Origin of the sequence: Rhizobium sp. CCGE 510, from assembly GCF_000292525.1 — a bacterium.
GTDB lineage: Bacteria > Pseudomonadota > Alphaproteobacteria > Rhizobiales > Rhizobiaceae > Rhizobium.
Map to the genome: position 1 here is coordinate 25,258 of NZ_AEYF01000022.1, position 18,547 is coordinate 43,804.

Annotated in this window: 14 protein-coding genes and 1 other RNA gene; 9 read left to right on the forward strand and 6 right to left on the reverse strand. The window is 61.9% G+C overall.

Features of this window, described 5'->3' with window-relative positions; translation table 11 throughout:
• Positions 1–4 precede the first annotated feature (4 nt).
• Complete coding sequence (locus tag RCCGE510_RS11865) at positions 5–3,712, forward strand: AsmA-like C-terminal region-containing protein (protein WP_007630197.1); 3,708 nt, start codon at positions 5–7, stop codon at positions 3,710–3,712.
• Positions 3,713–3,794: 82 nt separating this feature from the next.
• On the opposite strand, the gene RCCGE510_RS11870 is transcribed toward RCCGE510_RS11865, so the two are convergent.
• The 4 genes from RCCGE510_RS11870 to ssrA all read right to left on the reverse strand — a co-directional run bounded on the left by RCCGE510_RS11870 (position 3,795) and on the right by ssrA (position 5,432).
• Entirely contained in the window at positions 3,795–4,013 is a 219-nt protein-coding gene (locus RCCGE510_RS11870) for a ribbon-helix-helix domain-containing protein (RefSeq protein ID WP_007630198.1), read from the reverse strand.
• A 168-nt stretch (positions 4,014–4,181) separates the two neighbouring features.
• Complete coding sequence (locus RCCGE510_RS11875) at positions 4,182–4,376, reverse strand: DUF4169 family protein (RefSeq protein WP_007630199.1); 195 nt, start codon at positions 4,374–4,376, stop codon at positions 4,182–4,184.
• A 49-nt stretch (positions 4,377–4,425) separates the two neighbouring features.
• The gene (locus tag RCCGE510_RS11880; protein ID WP_007630201.1) at positions 4,426–4,941 is read right to left on the reverse strand and encodes an SspB family protein; all 516 of its coding nucleotides are present in this window, start codon (positions 4,939–4,941) and stop codon (positions 4,426–4,428) included.
• A 128-nt stretch (positions 4,942–5,069) separates the two neighbouring features.
• Positions 5,070–5,432, reverse strand: a transfer-messenger RNA (tmRNA) gene (gene ssrA / locus RCCGE510_RS33345).
• Positions 5,433–5,543: 111 nt separating this feature from the next.
• Between ssrA and RCCGE510_RS11885 the strand changes: the two genes are divergently transcribed.
• From RCCGE510_RS11885 to RCCGE510_RS11905, 5 genes are all read left to right on the forward strand, one after another.
• Positions 5,544–6,338 carry a thymidylate synthase gene (locus RCCGE510_RS11885; protein ID WP_007630204.1) on the forward strand — a complete coding sequence of 265 codons (795 nt, stop codon included), beginning with the start codon at positions 5,544–5,546 and terminating at the stop codon, positions 6,336–6,338.
• Positions 6,339–6,351: 13 nt separating this feature from the next.
• Positions 6,352–6,870: a dihydrofolate reductase gene (locus tag RCCGE510_RS11890; RefSeq protein ID WP_007630205.1), complete on the forward strand. Its 519-nt coding sequence runs from the start codon at positions 6,352–6,354 to the stop codon at positions 6,868–6,870.
• Positions 6,871–7,019: 149 nt separating this feature from the next.
• The gene (hflK, locus tag RCCGE510_RS11895; protein WP_007630206.1) at positions 7,020–8,108 is read left to right on the forward strand and encodes an FtsH protease activity modulator HflK; all 1,089 of its coding nucleotides are present in this window, start codon (positions 7,020–7,022) and stop codon (positions 8,106–8,108) included.
• A gap of 3 nt (positions 8,109–8,111) precedes the next feature.
• Complete coding sequence (locus tag RCCGE510_RS11900) at positions 8,112–9,071, forward strand: protease modulator HflC (protein WP_007630207.1); 960 nt, start codon at positions 8,112–8,114, stop codon at positions 9,069–9,071.
• A 208-nt stretch (positions 9,072–9,279) separates the two neighbouring features.
• A complete protein-coding gene (locus RCCGE510_RS11905; RefSeq protein ID WP_037078433.1) occupies positions 9,280–11,025 on the forward strand; it encodes a Do family serine endopeptidase in 1,746 nt (581 codons plus the stop codon).
• Between the two features lie 289 nt (positions 11,026–11,314).
• Here the strand turns inward: RCCGE510_RS11905 and serB are convergent, their stop codons facing one another.
• Positions 11,315–12,205 (reverse strand): phosphoserine phosphatase SerB, encoded by an 891-nt coding sequence (serB, locus tag RCCGE510_RS11910; RefSeq protein WP_007630209.1) that lies wholly within the window; start codon positions 12,203–12,205, stop codon positions 11,315–11,317.
• On the opposite strand from serB, the gene miaA reads away from it, so the two are divergent.
• Complete coding sequence (gene miaA, locus RCCGE510_RS11915) at positions 12,204–13,100, forward strand: tRNA (adenosine(37)-N6)-dimethylallyltransferase MiaA (RefSeq protein WP_192815302.1); 897 nt, start codon at positions 12,204–12,206, stop codon at positions 13,098–13,100. The two genes, serB and miaA, sit on opposite strands and share 2 nt — an antisense overlap.
• A gap of 331 nt (positions 13,101–13,431) precedes the next feature.
• On the forward strand, positions 13,432–14,334 hold the full coding sequence (locus tag RCCGE510_RS11920) for a dihydrodipicolinate synthase family protein (RefSeq protein ID WP_007630212.1): 903 nt from the start codon (positions 13,432–13,434) through the stop codon (positions 14,332–14,334).
• Between the two features lie 63 nt (positions 14,335–14,397).
• Here the strand turns inward: RCCGE510_RS11920 and RCCGE510_RS11925 are convergent, their stop codons facing one another.
• On the reverse strand, positions 14,398–16,422 hold the full coding sequence (locus RCCGE510_RS11925) for an ATP-binding protein (RefSeq protein WP_007630213.1): 2,025 nt from the start codon (positions 16,420–16,422) through the stop codon (positions 14,398–14,400).
• A 323-nt stretch (positions 16,423–16,745) separates the two neighbouring features.
• Between RCCGE510_RS11925 and RCCGE510_RS11930 the strand changes: the two genes are divergently transcribed.
• On the forward strand, positions 16,746–18,536 hold the full coding sequence (locus RCCGE510_RS11930; protein WP_037078436.1) for an acetolactate synthase 3 large subunit: 1,791 nt from the start codon (positions 16,746–16,748) through the stop codon (positions 18,534–18,536).
• The last annotated feature ends 11 nt before the right edge of the window (positions 18,537–18,547 follow it).

Here is an 18,547-nt window from a genome sequence, read left to right on the forward strand (position 1 = left end):
TGAATTGGTAGGCCGGTTCCTCGTCTTTCTGGGGGGAGTGATCGTCGTAGCGCTGTTTGTGGCGCTGCTTGCGCCGCTATTCATCGACTGGACGGATTTCCGCAAGAATTTCGAGGATCAGGCGAGCCGCATCATCGGCAAGAAAGTCACTGTCTACGGGACGGTGGATGCGCGGCTCCTACCGTTTCCGTCGGTCACGCTGCACGATGTGCGCGTCGGCCAGGAGGCGGACGGCACGCCGATCGTCAAGGTCGAGCAGTTCTCCATGGATGCCGAACTCGCGCCTTTCCTGTCGGGTGAAGCGCTGATCTTCGACATGCGCGTCGTCAATCCGAAAGTGCGCCTCAGACTGCTCAAGGACGGCACGCTCGACTGGATGCGCGGCAGCCGCGCCGAAATACCGGCGAAAACCGTCGTTCTCGAAAACGTGCATGTCAGTGGCGGCGAAGTCGAGTTCATAGACGATCAGTCGGGCCGCTCACGCCGCATCACCGGCCTCAACGCGGAAATGTCGGCCAAGTCGCTGGCCGGCCCCTGGCGCATCGAGGGTGATGCGGCCCTCGACGGCGAACACGGCAGCTTTTTGATCTCGAGCAGCCAGCCGGACGAGAAGGGCGTGCTGCGCATGCGCACGAAGCTTTCGCCGGATAAGCACCCCGTCAGCGTCGATCTCGACGGCGAACTGAAGCTCGTCGACAGTAAACCGAACTATCAGGGGCAGCTTTCGGCGGCGATCGAAAACCGCAACAGTGCCAAGCCCGCCAACAAGAAAGAGCAGCCGCCGCGCGTCAAGGGCCGCTTCGAACTCACCAACGAACGCATCCGCATTCCCGAATACCGGATGGAGATCGGCCCAACCGACGATCCCTACGTCATAACCGGCGAGGCGACGCTCGATACCGGCAATGCGCCGGAATTCCTGTTGACCGCCGACGGGCAGCAGATCGATGTGAACCGCATCGGCAACCAGGGTGCGGCCGGCAAGACGACGCGCGACGCGGCGGTTTCGGGGCGCCAGCGCCTGAGTTCGCTAATTGATGTCATCGGCCAGGTACCGATCCCGCAGGTGCCGGGCAAGGCGAGTGTCAAGCTGCCGGCGATCGTCGCCGGCGATACGACGCTGCGCGACGTGCAGCTGGAGTTGGAGCCGGCCGGTACCGGCTGGATGATCGACAGCGCCAGCGGTACGCTGCCGGGGCGCACGCAGGTGGAAGGCAAGGGCAAGCTGCTGCTTCAGGGCGAAGCCTCGTTCAACGGCCAGATCGTGGTGGCCTCCAGCCAGCCGACGGGACTTGCCTCCTGGCTTGCCGGCTCGGTCGACCCGGCCATCCGGCAATTGCGGCAGGCGGGATTTTCCGCCAATGTCAGCCTGACACACGAATTGCAGCGTTTCGAAAATCTTGAGATCGCTATTGGAGCGGCGACGCTGAAGGGCCGGCTGGAGCGGCAGGCGATCTCCGGCCAGACGCCGACGCTGTCGGTGGCACTGAACGGCGATACGCTCGATCTCGATGCGCTGCAGGCGCTGAGCGGGCTGATGACCGGCCAGGATGCCGGCGACAACGTGCTCGACCACAAGATCGCCGCCCAGCTCAAGGCCGATAGGTTCACCGCCTTCGGCGTCGATGCCGAAAATGTCGAGACCACTTTCACCATCGCCGACGGCGCGCTTGCCGTCGACCGGCTGTCGATCAAGAATCTCGCAGGCGCCGAGCTGACGGCGACGGGCAGGGCAGAAGGGTCGCTGCTTGACTACAAGGGTGCGGGCGAGATCACCTTTAAATCGGCAGATCCCGGCGGCTTCTTCACCATGCTGCGCGAACACCTGCCGCATCACCCGGTGCTCGACCGGCTGGTGCGCAACGCCGGCTGGTACGGCAATACGGCGCTGCGCGGCGCGCTGTCGCTAGGCGGCGACGAAGGCAACGCCCTGACGGTGACGCTTGCCGGCGTCTCGAACGGTAGCCGCGTCAATCTCGATTACCGCATGTCCGACCTCCTGGCGCTGACCGGCAACGGCACGACGAGCCTTGAGACGACGCTCGAAAACGCCGTGCCATCGGTCTTGTTCGGCCAGGCCGGGCTCGATCCACTGCCGGTCGATGTCGGCGCCAATGGCCGGCTGACGCTGAAGGTGAAGGCATCGGGCAACGATCCTGCCGATGCGGCGCTGACCTTTGCGACCGACCGGTCCTCGTTCACCGCCAATGGCAAGGTCGATGTCCGGCCGGAGACTTTCATGAACGGCCAGATCGCGCTTTCGCTCGACAGCGCCGATATCGACCCCTACCTCATCATGAACGGGATCGCCCTGCCGCAGACGGGAAGCGGCCTGCCGTTTGGCCTGCAGGTCAATGCCGACGTCGATAGCGACAAGATTGTCTTTTCCGATCTCAAGGGCCATGCGGCCGACAACGAGTTTTCAGGCGCGCTGAGCTTCGACCGGAAGGCTGCGAAGACGACCGCGGCCGGCGAGCTGACACTTTCCAAGGCTGATGCCGGCTGGCTCGGCGAGGCGGTGTTCGGCCAGATTGTCGATCCCGCCAATGGCGCGCTGACAACGGCACCGCTCGGGCTGCCCGTCTTCAAGGATCTCGACGTCAACATGAAGCTGACGGCCAAGCAGTTCTGGCCCGGCCTGCCGGAAACGGAGGTCACCGATTTTACCAGCAACGTCGCCTACAAGGGCGACGAGCTGCAGCTCAACGATATGGCCGGCAACTGGGACGGCGGAAAGCTCTCCGGCAATCTGCTGTTCACCAATGCCGATGGCACAGGCTTCCTGCAGACGAAGCTTGCACTTGCCGATTCCGATCTTGCCGGCGTCGTCTGGCTGCGCGACGGCGCGCCGATCGCCAACGGCAAATTCGGATTGTCGCTGTCGATGGAGGCCTCGGGCAAGACAATCGGCGAGATCGCCAGTTCGCTGAACGGCTCCGGCGAACTGAGGCTCGGCGATACCAGCATACGCGGGCTGAACCTTGCCATCCTTCCGCCGCTGCTTGCCGCGACCGATACGATGCAGGAGCAGATCAATGCCGGCAAGGTGCATCCGATCGTCGAGACGCTGCTCAGTAACGGAGAGGCCAAGCTGCCGCCGCTCGGCATCCCCTTCAATATCACCGACGGGACATTGCGCGTGCAGAACGTCACCGTCGCCAACGATCTGGCTCGCATCACCGCCGATGCGCAGATCGCGCTGCCGGAAGAGCGGATCACTGCGACGTTGGGCGTCGGGCTCAATCCGGGCACGGAAGCGCTTTCCGGCGCCGAGCCGGCACTCAGGCTGAATTTTTCCGGCATGCTACCGTCGCCCGGCAAGACGATGGATGTCACCGATATCACCAGCTATCTGTCGCTGCGCGCCTTTGAACGCGAGCGCCGGCGCGTCGAGCGGCTACAGGCGATCGTGCTCGAAAAGCAGCGGCTTCGGCGCGAGGCAGCACTCTACCGGTTCAACGAGGCCGAGCGCGTCAAGTCGGCTGAAATCGAGCGGCAACGGCAGGCGGAAGAAGAGCGGCTGCGCGCATTGGCGCAGGCAGCGGCCGCGCAAAAGGCTGCTGCCGAGGCGGCGGCTGCACGGGCGGCGGAAGCCAAGGCCAAGGCGGATGCGCAGGCGAGAGCTGCCGCCGAAGCGGAAGCCGCGCGGCGGAGCGGGCCGCTGCCCGGTTCGCTCAATTTCGACCAGGTGCCAGGCGTTCAGGCGCAATGAAAATGCATGGGATTTAATTTCAGCTTGCGGCTACAACGCCGTGCATCTGAAAGACGCGCAAAGGACGCTGCAGCACTTTGAGTTATGCAGCAGCGCCGGCTTTCGCCCAAGCAAGCACATGCAGCCGGAGCGCCGAGGACAGATTGCTGTCTGGCGGCCGTTGATCATCGATCTCCGAAATCAGCGCGGCGAGCGGTATAGAGCGGCTTCCGGCGATCGTCTTCAGTTCGGACCAGAATTCCTCCTCCAGAGAGAAACTGGTGCGGTGGCCGTGCAATGTCGCTGAATGCTTGCGGATCATGAAGCGGCTTCACATCTTGATTGGATTGTCATGTCGATTCAATTAAACCGCATAAGTGCCTGATATCCATGCGTGTCGCCCGGAAGTGCGCAGCGGTTCCGGGCAACGACATGCACAAAACAAAGCCTTCAGACTCCATTCCGGCTGTTCAAGCTTTGCATGAATCCGTCACGCGCCGTCGTCATCCGTCTCGATCCGGCCGTCTCGATGCGCCCTGTCAGCCTTTTCGTTCAGGCTGCGGGTGAGCTGTTTTTCGGCCTTGGTGCGGCCGAAGGAAATACGGTTCTGCTCGGCCTGCGTCTCCTTTTCGGAGCGGGCCTGCTTCTTGCGGAATTGGCGCAGATTGACGATTTCGGCACTCATGCGGGGCCTGAATCCTTATGAAAAAAGGGAGGCCTGACCTCCCTTCAAATCACTGCTTTTTGCGGAAGGAGTCGAGCGAGACGACCGAGCCCGGTTTCTTCTCTTCGCCATCGGCGGGTTTTGCGCCCGCGGCCTCATCGGGCTTTCCTGCCGCGTCGACCGGATAGGCGGTGATTTCACCGGACGGCAATTCCTCGCCATCGGCGAGCGGCACGTCGAATTCGAGTTCGAAATTGACGGAGGGATCGTAAAAGCCGCGGATCGCATTGAACGGGATGACCAGCTTTTCCGGAACGTCGGAGAAGGAAAGGCCGATCTCGAAATGCGTCTCGGTGATCTTCAGCTCCCAAAATTGATGCTGGATGACGATGGTCATCTGCTCGGGATATTTCGACTTCAGGTGCTGGGAGATGCGCACGCCGGCAGCACCAGTGAGGAAGGTGATGAAGAAGTGATGGTCGCCGGGCAGGCGTCCAGTCGCTCCGACTTCCGCCAAAACCTTGCGGATGACGCCGCGAAGTGCATCCTGTGCCAGAATGTCGTAGCGGATATGATCCTGCCCCATGCTTTTCCTGTCTTTCGTCGGTTCGGAAGTCTTTTCACAAGGTTATATGCCACGTCCAGGCGCCTTGGGAAAGACCGGAGCCGAGTCACGTTTTTAAGCAGCATACATGATTTCGGCGGCAGGGAGAAGGTGAAGGCTTCTGTTGCCAGGTGCCTTCGGACCCCGCCTAGAGGTGCGAACCACTAGGACTTTGATTGAAGTGTCACACCGCGATTAAGCAGCGAGACGAGCTTCCGCATAGTTGTCGTTTGCAACTACAATTTTAGCCCGATAACGGCGGTACAATGCCGAGCAAAAAGACGATCTTTACACCCTTGTCGATCCTATTTCGCCCCCATCAAAAGCCGGCCTTCGAGGCCGCCGGTTTTTGGTGGAGGCGCCGGGTACCGCCCCCGGGTCCAATAGGCTTATTACACCGCTCATTTATCGCCATAGCCGGCCCGAAAGCCGGCACGGGTGATATAGTGGTTTCCTCAGCCGATGGAAAGGGCAAACGTCATAAAAGCGTTATGCCATCCATCAGAAATATTGGGAAAATGCCTGCGAGTGATTGGTTTCCTGCTGCGAGAGGCTTAAATTAACGCAAACGGAATCAGCGCGACATGAAGCAATATCTCGATCTCCTCAACCACGTGATGGAAAAGGGCTCCGACCGGGGCGACCGCACCGGCACCGGCACGCGCTCGGTCTTCGGCTACCAGATGCGCTTCGACCTCGAAGAGGGTTTTCCCGTCCTCACGACGAAGAAGCTGCATCTGCGCTCGATCATCCATGAGCTCCTCTGGTTTTTGAAGGGCGAAACGAACATCCGTTATCTCAAGGAGAACGGCGTTTCGATCTGGGACGAATGGGCCGACGAAAACGGCGATCTCGGGCCGGTCTACGGCGCCCAGTGGCGCTCCTGGCCGGCGTCGGATGGCGGCCATATCGACCAGATTGCCAATCTCGTCAAAGGCATCGTCAACAACCCGAATTCGCGCCGTCACATCGTCTCGGCCTGGAATCCGGCCGAAGTTGACGAGATGGCTCTGCCGCCCTGCCATTGCCTGTTCCAGTTCTATGTCGCCGAAGGCAAGCTTTCCTGCCAGCTCTATCAGCGCTCGGCCGACATTTTCCTCGGCGTGCCATTCAACATCGCCTCCTATGCGCTTTTGACGATGATGGTGGCTGAGGTAACCGGGCTGAAGCCTGGTGATTTCGTCCACACGCTTGGCGACGCTCATCTCTATCACAATCATTTCGACCAGGCGAAGCTGCAGCTGGGGCGCCGGCCCAAGCCGCTGCCCTTCATGCGGATCAATCCCGATGTGAACGACATCTTCGGCTTTACCTTCGACGATTTCGAGCTGATCGGCTATGAGGCCGATGCCAGCATCAAGGCGCCGATCGCCGTCTGATCCGGGACATTTCATGGCTGACATCCGCAGGACCATCATCGCCGCCGTCGCCCGCAACGGCATCATCGGCCGCGACGGGGACATGCCGTGGCGGCTTTCGAGCGATCTCAAGCGCTTCAAAGCGCTGACATTGGGAAAGCCTGTCGTCATGGGCCGCAAGACCTATGATTCAATCGGCAAGCCGCTGCCGGGGCGGCCGAACATCGTCATCTCGCGGCAAACGGCCATCGACCATGCTGATGTCTCCATGGCGCATTCGCTGCCGGAGGCGATGACGGCGGCCGAAAGGCTGGCGCTCGAAACCGGTGTCGACGAGATTTGCATTGTCGGCGGCGGGCAGGTCTATGCCCAGGCGATCGGCCTTGCCGACCGGATGTGCATCACCCATGTCGAGGCCGATCTCGATGGAGACGCTTCGTTCCCCGCGATCGATCCCGACGTCTGGCAGGCGGGAGAGATGATCGCGGTTCCAGCCGGCGAGAAGGACAGCTATCCCACGCGCTTCATCGTTTATGAGCGGCGACACGGCTGAAAATGAACTATTTTCCAATTAAATTGACCAAGTTCCTCACGTTGCGTTGAAAGCCGATGCGGCGATACCTATAACGGTCACCAACGCATCCACCGGTCAGCCCCCACGGTTCCGGATGCGTGGAAGACTTAACGAACAACGAGGTTTTGATGCCCTGGAGCAATCAGAATGGCGGCGGCGGCCCTTGGGGCGGCGGCGGCGGTAATAATAATCAGGGACCATGGGGCCAGGGGCCGAACCGCCCGCGCGGCGGTGGCAGCGGCAAGGGCGGACCGCCCGATCTGGAAGATATCATCCGGCGCGGCCAGGACCAACTGCGCAACATCATTCCCGGCGGTTTCAACGGCGGCGTGGCGGTGATCGTCGCGGCGATCGTCGCCGTCTTCTGGCTGATCCAGTGCGTCTACGTGGTGCAGCCGGACGAACGCGGCGTCGAACTGCGGTTCGGCAAGCCGAAGGACGAGATTTCGATGCCCGGCCTGCATTTCCATCTCTGGCCGATGGAATCGGTCGAGACGGTCAAGGTGACCGTGCAACAGCTGAATATCGGGGCGACCTCGGCATCGTCTTCGAACGGCCTGATGCTGTCCAGCGACAAGAGCGTCATCAACGTGCAGTTCGCCGTGTTCTACACGGTCAGTGATCCGAAGGCCTATCTCTTCAACGTCGAAAATCCGGCAGAGACCCTGCAGCAGGTTTCCGACAGCGCCATGCGCGAAATCGTCGGGCGTCGTCCGGCGCAGGACGCGTTCCGCAGCAATCGTCAGCCGATCGAAGTGGATGTGCTCAATATCCTGCAAGATACGATGAACCGCTATGGCGCCGGCGTGACCGTCACCGGCGTGACGATCCAAAACGTGGCGCCGCCGCGCGAAGTCGCCGATGCCTTCGAAGAAGTGCAGCGTGCCGGTCGCGACCGCGACAGCACGATCGAAGAGGCCAATCGCTACACCAACCAGAAACTCGGCCAGGCGCGAGGCGATGCGGCGCGAATTCGTGAAGATGCTGCCGCCTACAAGAACCGTGTCGTGAAGGAGGCGGAAGGTGAGGCGCAGCGGTTCACTGCGATCAACGACGAATATTCGAAGGCTCCCGAAGTGACCCGCAAGCGGCTGTTCATCGAAACGATGGAGCAGGTATTGAAGAATTCGAAGAAGGTCATCATCGACGAGAAGCAGGGCGTGCTGCCCTATCTGCCGCTCAATGAGCTCGGCAAGCCGGCGCAGCAGGGAGGTTGAGCCATGACATCGAACAGACTTCCCATCATTCTCCTCATCCTCGCCATCATTCTGGTCGGTCTCTATTCGTCCATCTTCGTGGTGAACGCACGCGAGCAGGCCATCGTCGTCCGCTTCGGCCAGATCCAATCGGTCAAGACCGAGCCCGGTATCTATTTCAAGCTGCCCTTCGGCTTCATGGATGCCGACCGTGTCCAGCTGGTCGAAAAGCAGGCGTTGCGGCTCGATCTCGACAATATCCGAGTTCAGGTCCAGGACGGCCAGACCTTCGACGTCGATGCCTTCGTGATCTATAACATCGCCGATGTTCGCCGCTTCCGCGAAACGGTGTCGGGCGATCGCGAGGCCGCGGAAGCGCGGTTGAGGGCGCAGCTCGATTCATCGCTTCGCCGCGTTTACGGTCTGCGCGATTATAATGCCGCGCTCTCGGAAGAGCGTGTCGCGATGATGCTGGAGATTCGCGACGACCTGCGAACCGATGCCGAAAATCTCGGCCTGCATATCGATGACGTCCGCATCCGCCGCACCGACCTTTCCCCTGAGGTTGCGCCCAACACCTATAACGCCATGCGCTCGGAACGCCTGGCCGAGGCCGAGCGTATCCGTGCCGAGGGCAATGAAGAAGGCCAGCGGCGCCGAGCCATCGCCGACCGTCAGGTCGTCGAGTTCACCGCGGGCGCCCAGCGCGATGCGGAAATCTTGCGCGGTCAGGGCGATGCGGAACGCAACCGCGTCTTTGCCGACGCCTTCAGCAAGGATCCTGGTTTTTTCGAGTTTTATCGCTCGATGGCGGCCTATTCCTCTGCGCTCTCGTCGCAGGACACGACGCTGGTGTTGTCGCCGAATTCGGAATTCTTCCGCTATTTCGACAATGCCGCCGGCACCCTGCCAGCGCCGACAAATCCGACTGCGGCAATTCCCGGCGCGGCTGCTCCTGCAGCACCCGCCCAGCCAGCGAACTGACGCCAAGGGATGCCATTCGCATCCCCGACAATCCTGAAAGGGCCGGCCCGAGCGCCGGCCCTTTTTTCGTGGAAAGGTGGAGATAATCAGGCTTTTGCGAGGGCACGTCATATTGCACGGGGATTTCGCGAAAAGGTGATTTCGCCCTCCATCATTCCGCCTTATGCTGGTGCTCAATGTGCGCATTTACCGCTTATGAGGACGCTTGATGGCCCCCACGATTCGCTCGCCCTTCAGACGAACGCTCGCGCTTATGGCCAGCGCTGCAATTCTCGCGCAGGCCGGCATGAACGGGGTCGCCTATGCGCAAACCGCGCCTGATACGACAGCGCCCGGGGTTGTTGAACCGGCTCCCGCTACTCCGGAAACGGCCGCTCCTGCACCCGCATCTCCAGCTCCGACCCCGCCGGTTCAGGCTCCGTCGATTCAGGCCCCGTCGATTCAGGCCGGAGTGCCAAACAATGGCCCGGCCTCTGTCGCCGATCTCGCCGAGGGCCTGCTCGACGCCGTGGTCAACATCTCGACCTCGCAGAATGTGAAGGACGATGAGGGCGCAGGCCCGGCACCGCGGGCGCCCGACGGCTCGCCGTTCCAGGAATTCTTCAACGATTTCTTCAACAAGCAGCAGGGTAACAAGGGCCCGAACCATAATGTCAGTTCGCTCGGCTCCGGCTTCGTCATCGACCCGGCCGGCTATATCGTCACCAACAACCATGTGATCGAGGGCGCCGACGACATCGAGATCAATTTCGCCAATGGTTCGAAGCTCAAGGCGAAGCTGATAGGCACGGATACGAAGACCGATCTTTCGGTGCTGAAGGTCGAGCCTAAGGCGCCGCTGAAATCGGTGAAGTTCGGCGATTCCAGCACGATGCGCATCGGCGACTGGGTGATGGCGATCGGCAATCCGTTCGGCTTCGGCGGCTCGGTGACGGTGGGCATCATTTCCGGGCGCGGCCGCAATATCAATGCCGGGCCCTACGATAACTTCATCCAGACGGATGCGGCGATCAACAAGGGCAATTCCGGAGGGCCGCTCTTTAACATGAAGGGCGAGGTGATCGGCATCAACACTGCGATCATTTCGCCGAGCGGCGGTTCGATCGGCATCGGCTTCTCGGTACCCTCCGAGCTCGCCTCAGGCGTCGTCGACCAATTGCGCGAATATGGTGAGACACGGCGCGGCTGGCTCGGCGTGCGCATCCAGCCGGTGACCGACGATATCGCCGACAGCCTCGGGCTCGACACCGCCAAAGGCGCGCTGGTCGCCGGCGTCATCAAGGGTGGCCCCGTCGACGACGGCTCGATCAAAGCGGGCGATGTCATCTTGAAATTCGACGGCAAGACAGTCAGCGAAATGCGCGATCTGCCGCGCGTGGTGGCGGAAAGCACAGTCGGCAAGGAAGTCGACGTGGTGGTGCTGCGCGACGGCAAGGAGCAGACCGTCAAGGTCAAGCTTGGCCGGCTCGAGGATAGCGATCAGGCGGCGGCATCCGACGATGCGGCGCCCGATGGTTCGCAGGATGACGGCGTGATTACCCCTGATCCCGGCGAGAACAACGACATGGACCAGCCGGATTCCGGCGATCAGGCTCAGCCCACACCGGGCAAGCCCGACCAGCACCAGGGCCAGGTGTCGCCGGACGCGGCCACGCCGAAGAACGTCCTCGGGCTGTCGCTGTCGCTTTTGAGCGCCGAAACGCGCAAGGCTTTCGGCATCGCAGAGAGCGTCGACGGTGTCGTCGTGACAGAGGTGACGCCCGGCTCAGCCTCGGCCGAAAAAGGGCTGAAGCCCGGCGACGTGATCGTCGAGGTGGCGCAGGAGTTCATGAAGTCGCCGGACGCGGTCGCCGCCAAGGTGAAGTCGCTGAAACAGGAAGGCCGCCGCAACGCCCAACTGATGATCGCATCGGCAAACGGCGATCTGCGGTTTGTGGCGGTGCCGATGGAATAGGGGGACTGCGGCGGTGCCGAGCCGCCGCGTTTCCTGTTCTCGCGCAACTTTTCCTCCCTCATTCCTGTGCTCGTCACAGGAATCCAGCCACGGCGCGTCGGCGCCGTGAATGACGCTTCTGCACGGAGAAGGAGTCTCCCGCGCCCAAGGACTTGGGCGCGCTGGATCCCTGTGACGAGCACAGGGATGAGGGAGATTGGGGTAAGCGTTCGCGCCAAATTCCATGCCGACGCGTCGGATGGTGACTGGGTTTGGTTTAGTAACCGTCCAGAGACGGTGAGCTAAACATTCAACCCGTCACGAAATCCGTCTTCCGATAGCCCTGGATGTAAAGCAGCGCGGTCAGGTCGCCGTGGTTGATGCGCATCTGCGCTTCGGCGGCAACAGCCGGCTTGGCGTGGAGGGCGACGCCGGCGCCGGCGAGGTGGAGCATGCCGAGGTCGTTGGCGCCGTCGCCGACGGCGAGTGCTTCTTCCGGCGAAATGCCGAGACGAGCTGAAATTTCGTTCAGCGCATCGACCTTGGCCTGCTTGCCGAGGATCGGTTCGGCGACGAAGCCGGAGAGAATGCCGCCGTCTTCGAGCAGCGTGTTGGCGCGGTTCTCATCAAACCCGAGGGTAGCGGCGATGCGGCTGGTGAAGACGGTGAAGCCGCCGGAGACGAGGGCGGTGTAGTGACCTTTCGACTTCATGGTGGCGATCAGTTCCGGACCGCCTGATGTCAGCGTGATGCGCTTGGCGATCACTTCGTCGACGACCGATATCGGCAGGCCCTTCAAGAGGGCGACGCGTTCACGCAAAGCGGGCTCGAAGGCGATCTCGCCGTTCATGGCGCGGGCGGTGATGGTCGCGACCTTCTCCTTCAGGCCGACTTCGGCGGCTAGTTCGTCGATGCATTCCTGGCCAATCATCGTCGAATCCATGTCGGCGATCAGCAGCTTCTTGCGGCGGCTATCCTGCTCCTGGATGACGAGGTCGATCGGCGCGCCTGATATGACGGCAAGAATATCGGCCTCGGCCGCTTGCGCATCCATGCCGTCACGCAGCGCGATGTCGCAGGCGATGCCGTCGGCCAGCCAGTAGAGGCCGGCAGCGTTCACCGCCTCGGCCGCCCGTTCGGCGATCGCGGGTGTCAGCACGGGATTTGACGGATTGGCAACAAGCGTGGCAACGAGAGCCATGATGGAAAACCTTCTGAGCACAGTGAACGCGATCCTGATAACCGGGCCGACCGCCAGCGGCAAGTCCGCGCTCGCCGTCGAACTGGCAAAGCGCCATGGCGGCGCGGTCGTCAACGCCGATAGCATGCAGGTCTACGACACGCTGCAAGTGCTGACCGCGCGCCCGTCGGAGGAGGAAATGCAGGGTGTGCCGCATCATCTCTACGGTCATGTGCCGGCAGGTGCCGGCTATTCCACTGGCGCCTGGCTGCGCGATGTCGCCGCGCTGCTGCCGGCGCTCAAGGCCGCAGGCCGGCTGCCGGTCTTCGTCGGCGGCACCGGGCTTTATTTCAAGGCGCTGACTGGGGGCCTCTCCGATATGCCCGAGATACCCGAGGCACTGCGGGAGGAATTCAGGACGCGGCTGCTGGAGGAGGGGCCGGAGGAGCTTTATGCCGAACTTGCCGAGGCCGATCCCGTCATGGCGGCAAGCCTCAACCGCCAGGACGGGCAGCGCATCGTCCGGGCGCTGGAGGTGATGAAGGCGACGGGGCGGTCGATCGCCGATTTCCAGGGTCGGGCGGGACCGGTGGTGATCGACGGCGGCCAGGCCCGCAAGATTGTCGTGCTGCCGGACAGGGCGGTGCTGCATCAGCGCATCAACGGGCGTTTCGAAAAGATGCTGGGCCAAGGCGCGGAGGACGAGGTGAAGACGTTGCTGGCGCTCGGCCTGCCGGCCGAGGCGCCTGTGATGAAGGCAATCGGAGTGTCGCAGATCGCGGCGATGCAGAAGGGCGAGATGACGCGCGACGAGGTGCTGGAGAAGGGGGCTGCGGCAACGCGGCAATATGCCAAGCGGCAAATGACCTGGTTCCGCAACCAGATGGATGACAGCTGGGAACGGCTGAGCGTCTAGGCAAGGCGGCGAAGTCGTTCAGCTGCCGCACTTGTGTTGGGCATTGGGCAAGATCCTCTTTCATTCGTGCGGTTGTTCGTGACCATGAGAGCCTGCCTTCGTCGACGGCTCCCGGTCGATCCGATCAGGCACATGTGACGGAATCATCCGGCTTCGATCTGATCAGCGCTGCTTCGCGATTGTAGGAGATCTGATAAGTGTCATTGGTAGTCGATACCGGTGCCGATACGAAAGGCTGTATCGGCGACCGAGGGAAATCTCCCCGTGTTCTTCGCCGCTGCCCGGATCGTGCCTGTTGTTCTCCCATCGACCGTCTTTTTAGGATCGCATCATGTCTGTCGCTTCACCGTTTCATGGCCTCTCCGCCTTTCCGCCGACCCCCGCCGATATGGATGGCCGCGTGGACACCGAATCCCTCTGCCGCTTGCTGGATCGCCTTTGTGACGCAGGCGTCGCCTCCATCGGCCTTCTGGGCAGCACCGGAATCTATGCCTTTCTCACGCGTGAGGAGCGGCTGAGGGCCGTTCAAGCTGCGGTCGAGTGCGTCGCAGGTCGCGTTCCCCTCGTTGTCGGCGCCGGTGCCCTCCGGACGGACCATGCTGTCGATCTCGCCAAGGATGCCGAGGCCGCTGGTGCAGACGCGCTTTTGCTGGCGCCTGTCTCCTATACGCCGTTGACCCAGGAAGAAGCCTACCAGCACTTCCTCGCGGTCACCAAGGCGGCGAAGCTGCCGCTATGCATCTACAACAATCCCGGCACGACCCACTTCAGCTTCAGCCGGGACCTGCTGCAGCGGCTCTCCGATATCGAGACGATCAGGGCGGTGAAGATGCCTCTGCCGGTTGACAGCGACTTCAAAAGCGAACTGGCGGCATTGCGTGAGAAGACGAACCTTGAGATCGGCTACAGCGGCGACTGGGGCGCTGCCGAGGCGCTCCTCTCCGGTGCCGACGGCTGGTACAGCGTCGTCGGCGGCTTGTTTCCGCGTATTGCTCTTGCGCTAACCACAGCCGCGATTGCCGGAGACCGCGCTGAGACGCACCGGCTCGATGGGCTCCTGCAGCCGCTCTGGAAAACGTTCAAGGATTTCGGAAGCATCCGTGTGGTCTATACGCTGGTCGACGTTCTTTCGCTCGCCCAGGTACAGTTGCCGCGGCCTCTCTTGCCGCTTGTGCCGATGGATCGGCAGCGTGTGCTCGACGCTGTCGAGCCTCTGATCGCCTTAGAACGGTAGGGCATATGTAGTCCGAAAACCGCTCCGCTTTTCGGGTCATTCTTCGGAGATCGAGCGTAAGCGTCAATCCTTGTTGTAGAGGCTGCTCAGCGGTTTTTTCAGGATGCTTTCGCGCAGCGACGTGCCGGGCTCCCGGCGGGAGATCACGGGCTGATCCGTCGGTGGTGCCGGCCGGGGAAAGACCGGCTCGTCGCGGCGCATCTCGCGGCGGAGTGCGTCCAGCCGGGGATCAATCGCCGGCTGCGCGGCCGGGTCCAGTCGCGGCGTCTGCGGCAGCAGTTCGCGCCGGTAGGATTCGAGCGGAGCGGACGACGGCGAAGGCGGCGCGTAGGGCGTTGCGTCGAGATCCTCGTCGGCTGCATCGGCCTCGTCGGGGCCCGCGGCGGACGCAGTATAGCTCCCCTGGAAATTCGAGATGTCGGGTCCGACACTGACCGCCCGCATGCGGGTGACGATCTTGCGCAGATCAACCGTATCCGGATCTTCCTCACTGTTTTTGTTGTTGGCGCTGTTCGCCTTCGGCAGAAGGCTCTCGTCGACGCGCGAAAAGCGCATGCGCATCGGCACGCTGATCGCCTCGCCGAAGGCGATCGCCTCGCCGTTGCCGATCGACGAGATGAAACTCGTCGTCGAGATCGACGAATTCGGGATGGCCGAGCGGATGATTTCCTGGTCTCGGTCGTTGGCAAGGCGCATGGCAAACAGTGTCGAGCACTGCGAGAGGATTGTCTGGTCGAGCTCGCCGGGCCGCTGGGTGATGATGCCGAGCGAGACGCCGTATTTGCGTCCCTCCTTGGCGATGCGGGCGATTGCCTGGCGCGTCGGCACGAAGCCGAGGCTCGGATCGGAGGGGATGTAGCGGTGGGCTTCTTCGCAAACGACCAGCATGTGGATGGCGCCTTCGCTCCACAGCGCCACCTCGAAGGCCATGCGGCAGAGTACGGAAGCGACCGAATTGACGACCTCGGAGGGGATGCCGGCAAGCTGGAAGGTGCAGATCGGCCGGTTCTCGCCGGGGACGCGGAAGATCTGCGCGATGGTCTCGGTGATCGTGTCGCTGATCGTGTTGTTGGAGAACATGAAGTGGTAGCGCGGATCGTTGATCGCGGCGATGAGGCGCATCTTCAGCGACCGCAGGAAGGGCTTTTCCGTACGGCCTTCCAGGCGGCCGATACGCTCGTCGATCAGCGCCAGCAGATCGGCCATGCGGTAAGGCACCGGTGTGTCGGCGGTGATGGAACTCTTTTCCGTCGTGCGGCGCACCAGTGAATTGTCGCTGCCGCGGAAGGCGCGCTTGGCCTCGGGCAGGATATCGCGCAGCATGTCGAGCTCTTCCGGCACCGGCGGGCGGCCGCGAAAGACGACCTCGGCGAATTCCTCCAGCCGCATCAGCCAGAAGGGCAGGTCGAGCGTGTCGGTATCGATGGTGACAGCGTGGTTGGGAAAGGCGGCGGCGAATTCGTTATGCGGATCGAGGATCAACACCCGCAGCTTCGGGTTGGCGGCAATCGCCTTGTGCAGGAGCAGCGATACGGCCGTCGACTTGCCGACGCCGGTGGAGCCGACGACGGCGAAATGCTTGGAGAGCATCGAGGGGATGTGGATGGCCGCGTCGATGCTTTCGTCCTGAGTCAGCTTGCCGATGACGGCGGTCGTACCCTCTCCGGCATCATAGATGCGTACCAGGTCGGCAGCGCGGATGCGGTGGGCGATGGCGCCGAGATAGGGATAACACGAGATGCCGGTCGAGAATTCTTCGCGCCCGTCCTCATCGACACGGACTTCGCCGAGCAACTCGGTCTCGATCCTGAAATAATTGTCCTCGCCTTCGCCCCAGGCATGGCTGCCGGTGTTCATCTGGTAAACGAGGGCGACGACACGGTTGCGGCCGACACTGATCGAAATCAGCCGGCCGACGGACCAGAGTTCAGTCAGATCGGTGCCGCCCTGCTCGGCGACGGCAGCAACCGTCGCCCGCGAGCCGCTGCACGCAACGACGCGGCCGAGAAAGCGATTTCCCGGTGCATGGCCATCGCGGCGGTCATGCTCGCCTGCCTTGCCAGACGTGTGCAAGTCGTTGTTGAGCAAAGGGTTACTCCATGCAGAAGCGTAGAAGAATAAAGTCGATCCTTTAACAAATCCTTCACTCTATCGATTTTCGGGGGATGCAGGCGTGGGGCAGTTTTTATTGCGGCATGCGTTGACGCTGCGAAATTTTCTGTCTATCACTTCCGACCATGAAAATCGCAACGGCTCTTATCGTGGTGGGAAAGCGCATGGGCAGGATGGTGTAACCATCCGGCGGTAGCCACCCATGCGCTAGATGACAGGCTCCTCCGGGGCCTTTTTTTATGCCCGAAATTCGGGCTTCCGGCCACAAACGCAAATCCCAGCATAAACGGAACAGACAGATGAGCACGGATAATCAGGCGGCAGGCAATCGGATGACGGGAGCGGAGATCGTTCTCAAAGCGCTGAAGGACAACGGCGTCGAACATATCTTCGGCTATCCCGGCGGCGCGGTTCTGCCGATCTATGACGAGATATTCCAGCAGGAAGACGTCAAGCACATCCTCGTCCGCCACGAGCAGGGGGCCGGTCATGCGGCCGAAGGTTACGCCCGCTCTACCGGCAAGGTCGGCGTCATGCTGGTGACCTCGGGCCCGGGCGCTACCAATGCGGTCACGCCGCTGCAGGACGCGCTGATGGATTCGATCCCGCTCGTCTGCCTGACCGGTCAGGTCCCGACGCCGCTGATCGGCTCCGACGCCTTCCAGGAATGCGATACGGTCGGCATCACCCGGCCCTGCACCAAGCACAATTGGCTGGTCAAGGACGTCAACCAGCTCGCTGCCGTCATTCACGAAGCTTTCCGCATCGCCCAGTCCGGCCGTCCGGGCCCTGTCGTCGTCGATATTCCGAAGGACGTGCAGTTTGCGACCGGCACCTACACGCCGCCCGCCGATTACGCGATCCAGAAGAGCTACCAGCCGAAGATCCAAGGCGACCTTAACCAGATCCATGCGGCGATCGAGCTCATGGCGAATGCGCGCCGTCCGGTCATCTATTCCGGCGGCGGCGTCGTCAATTCCGGACCCGAGGCTTCCAAGCTGCTGCGCGAGCTGGTCGAGCTCACCGATTTCCCGATCACCTCGACGCTGATGGGCCTCGGTGCCTATCCTGCTTCGGGCAAGAACTGGTTGAAGATGCTCGGCATGCACGGCTCCTATGAAGCCAATTTGGCGATGCATGACTGCGACGTCATGGTTTGCATCGGCGCCCGTTTCGACGACCGCATCACCGGCCGTCTCAACGCCTTTTCGCCGAACTCGAAGAAGATCCATATCGATATCGATCCGTCTTCGATCAACAAGAACGTCCGTGTCGATATCGGCATCCGCGGTGATGTCGGTCACGTCCTCGAAGACATGGTCCGCCTGTGGCGGGCGCTGCCGAAGAAGCCGGAAAAGGGCCGCCTTGAGGACTGGTGGGCCGATATCGCTCGCTGGCGGGCGCGTAACTCCTTCGCCTACACAAGGAGCAACGACGTTATCATGCCGCAATATGCGCTGGAGCGGCTCTACGCGCATACCAGGGACCGCGACACCTACATCACGACCGAGGTTGGTCAGCACCAGATGTGGGCGGCGCAGTTCTTCGGCTTCGAGCAGCCGAACCGCTGGATGACCTCAGGCGGCCTAGGCACGATGGGATATGGCCTGCCGGCAGCGCTCGGCGTGCAGATCGCCCATCCTGACAGCCTCGTCATCGACATTGCCGGCGATGCCTCGATCCAGATGTGCATCCAGGAAATGTCGGCGGCGATCCAGCACGATGCGCCGATCAAGATCTTCATTATGAACAACCAGTATATGGGCATGGTGCGCCAGTGGCAGCAACTGCTGCACGGCAATCGGCTGTCGAATTCCTATACCGAGGCGATGCCCGATTTCGTCAAGCTGGCGGAAGCCTATGGCGCCGTCGGCCTGCGTTGCGAAAAGCCGGAGCACCTCGACGACAATATTCTGGAGATGATCGAGGTCAGAAAGCCGGTCATCTTCGATTGCCGCGTTGCCAATCTCGCCAACTGCTTCCCGATGATCCCCTCGGGTAAGGCGCACAACGAAATGCTGTTGCCGGACGAAGCCACTGATGAGGCGGTCGCCAACGCGATCGATGCCAAAGGCCGCGCGCTCGTCTGAGAACAAAATAG

Coding starts and splice junctions, on each gene's coding strand:
- RCCGE510_RS11870 (WP_007630198.1), bottom strand. CDS start 4,013: ATGATCCGCAAGCATTCAGCGACATTGCACGGCCACCGCACCAGTTTC.
- RCCGE510_RS11875 (WP_007630199.1), bottom strand. CDS start 4,376: ATGAGTGCCGAAATCGTCAATCTGCGCCAATTCCGCAAGAAGCAGGCC.
- RCCGE510_RS11880 (WP_007630201.1), bottom strand. CDS start 4,941: ATGGGGCAGGATCATATCCGCTACGACATTCTGGCACAGGATGCACTT.
- RCCGE510_RS11885 (WP_007630204.1), top strand. CDS start 5,544: ATGAAGCAATATCTCGATCTCCTCAACCACGTGATGGAAAAGGGCTCC.
- RCCGE510_RS11890 (WP_007630205.1), top strand. CDS start 6,352: ATGGCTGACATCCGCAGGACCATCATCGCCGCCGTCGCCCGCAACGGC.
- hflK (WP_007630206.1), top strand. CDS start 7,020: ATGCCCTGGAGCAATCAGAATGGCGGCGGCGGCCCTTGGGGCGGCGGC.
- RCCGE510_RS11900 (WP_007630207.1), top strand. CDS start 8,112: ATGACATCGAACAGACTTCCCATCATTCTCCTCATCCTCGCCATCATT.
- RCCGE510_RS11905 (WP_037078433.1), top strand. CDS start 9,280: ATGGCCCCCACGATTCGCTCGCCCTTCAGACGAACGCTCGCGCTTATG.
- miaA (WP_192815302.1), top strand. CDS start 12,204: ATGATGGAAAACCTTCTGAGCACAGTGAACGCGATCCTGATAACCGGG.
- serB (WP_007630209.1), bottom strand. CDS start 12,205: ATGGCTCTCGTTGCCACGCTTGTTGCCAATCCGTCAAATCCCGTGCTG.
- RCCGE510_RS11920 (WP_007630212.1), top strand. CDS start 13,432: ATGTCTGTCGCTTCACCGTTTCATGGCCTCTCCGCCTTTCCGCCGACC.
- RCCGE510_RS11930 (WP_037078436.1), top strand. CDS start 16,746: ATGAGCACGGATAATCAGGCGGCAGGCAATCGGATGACGGGAGCGGAG.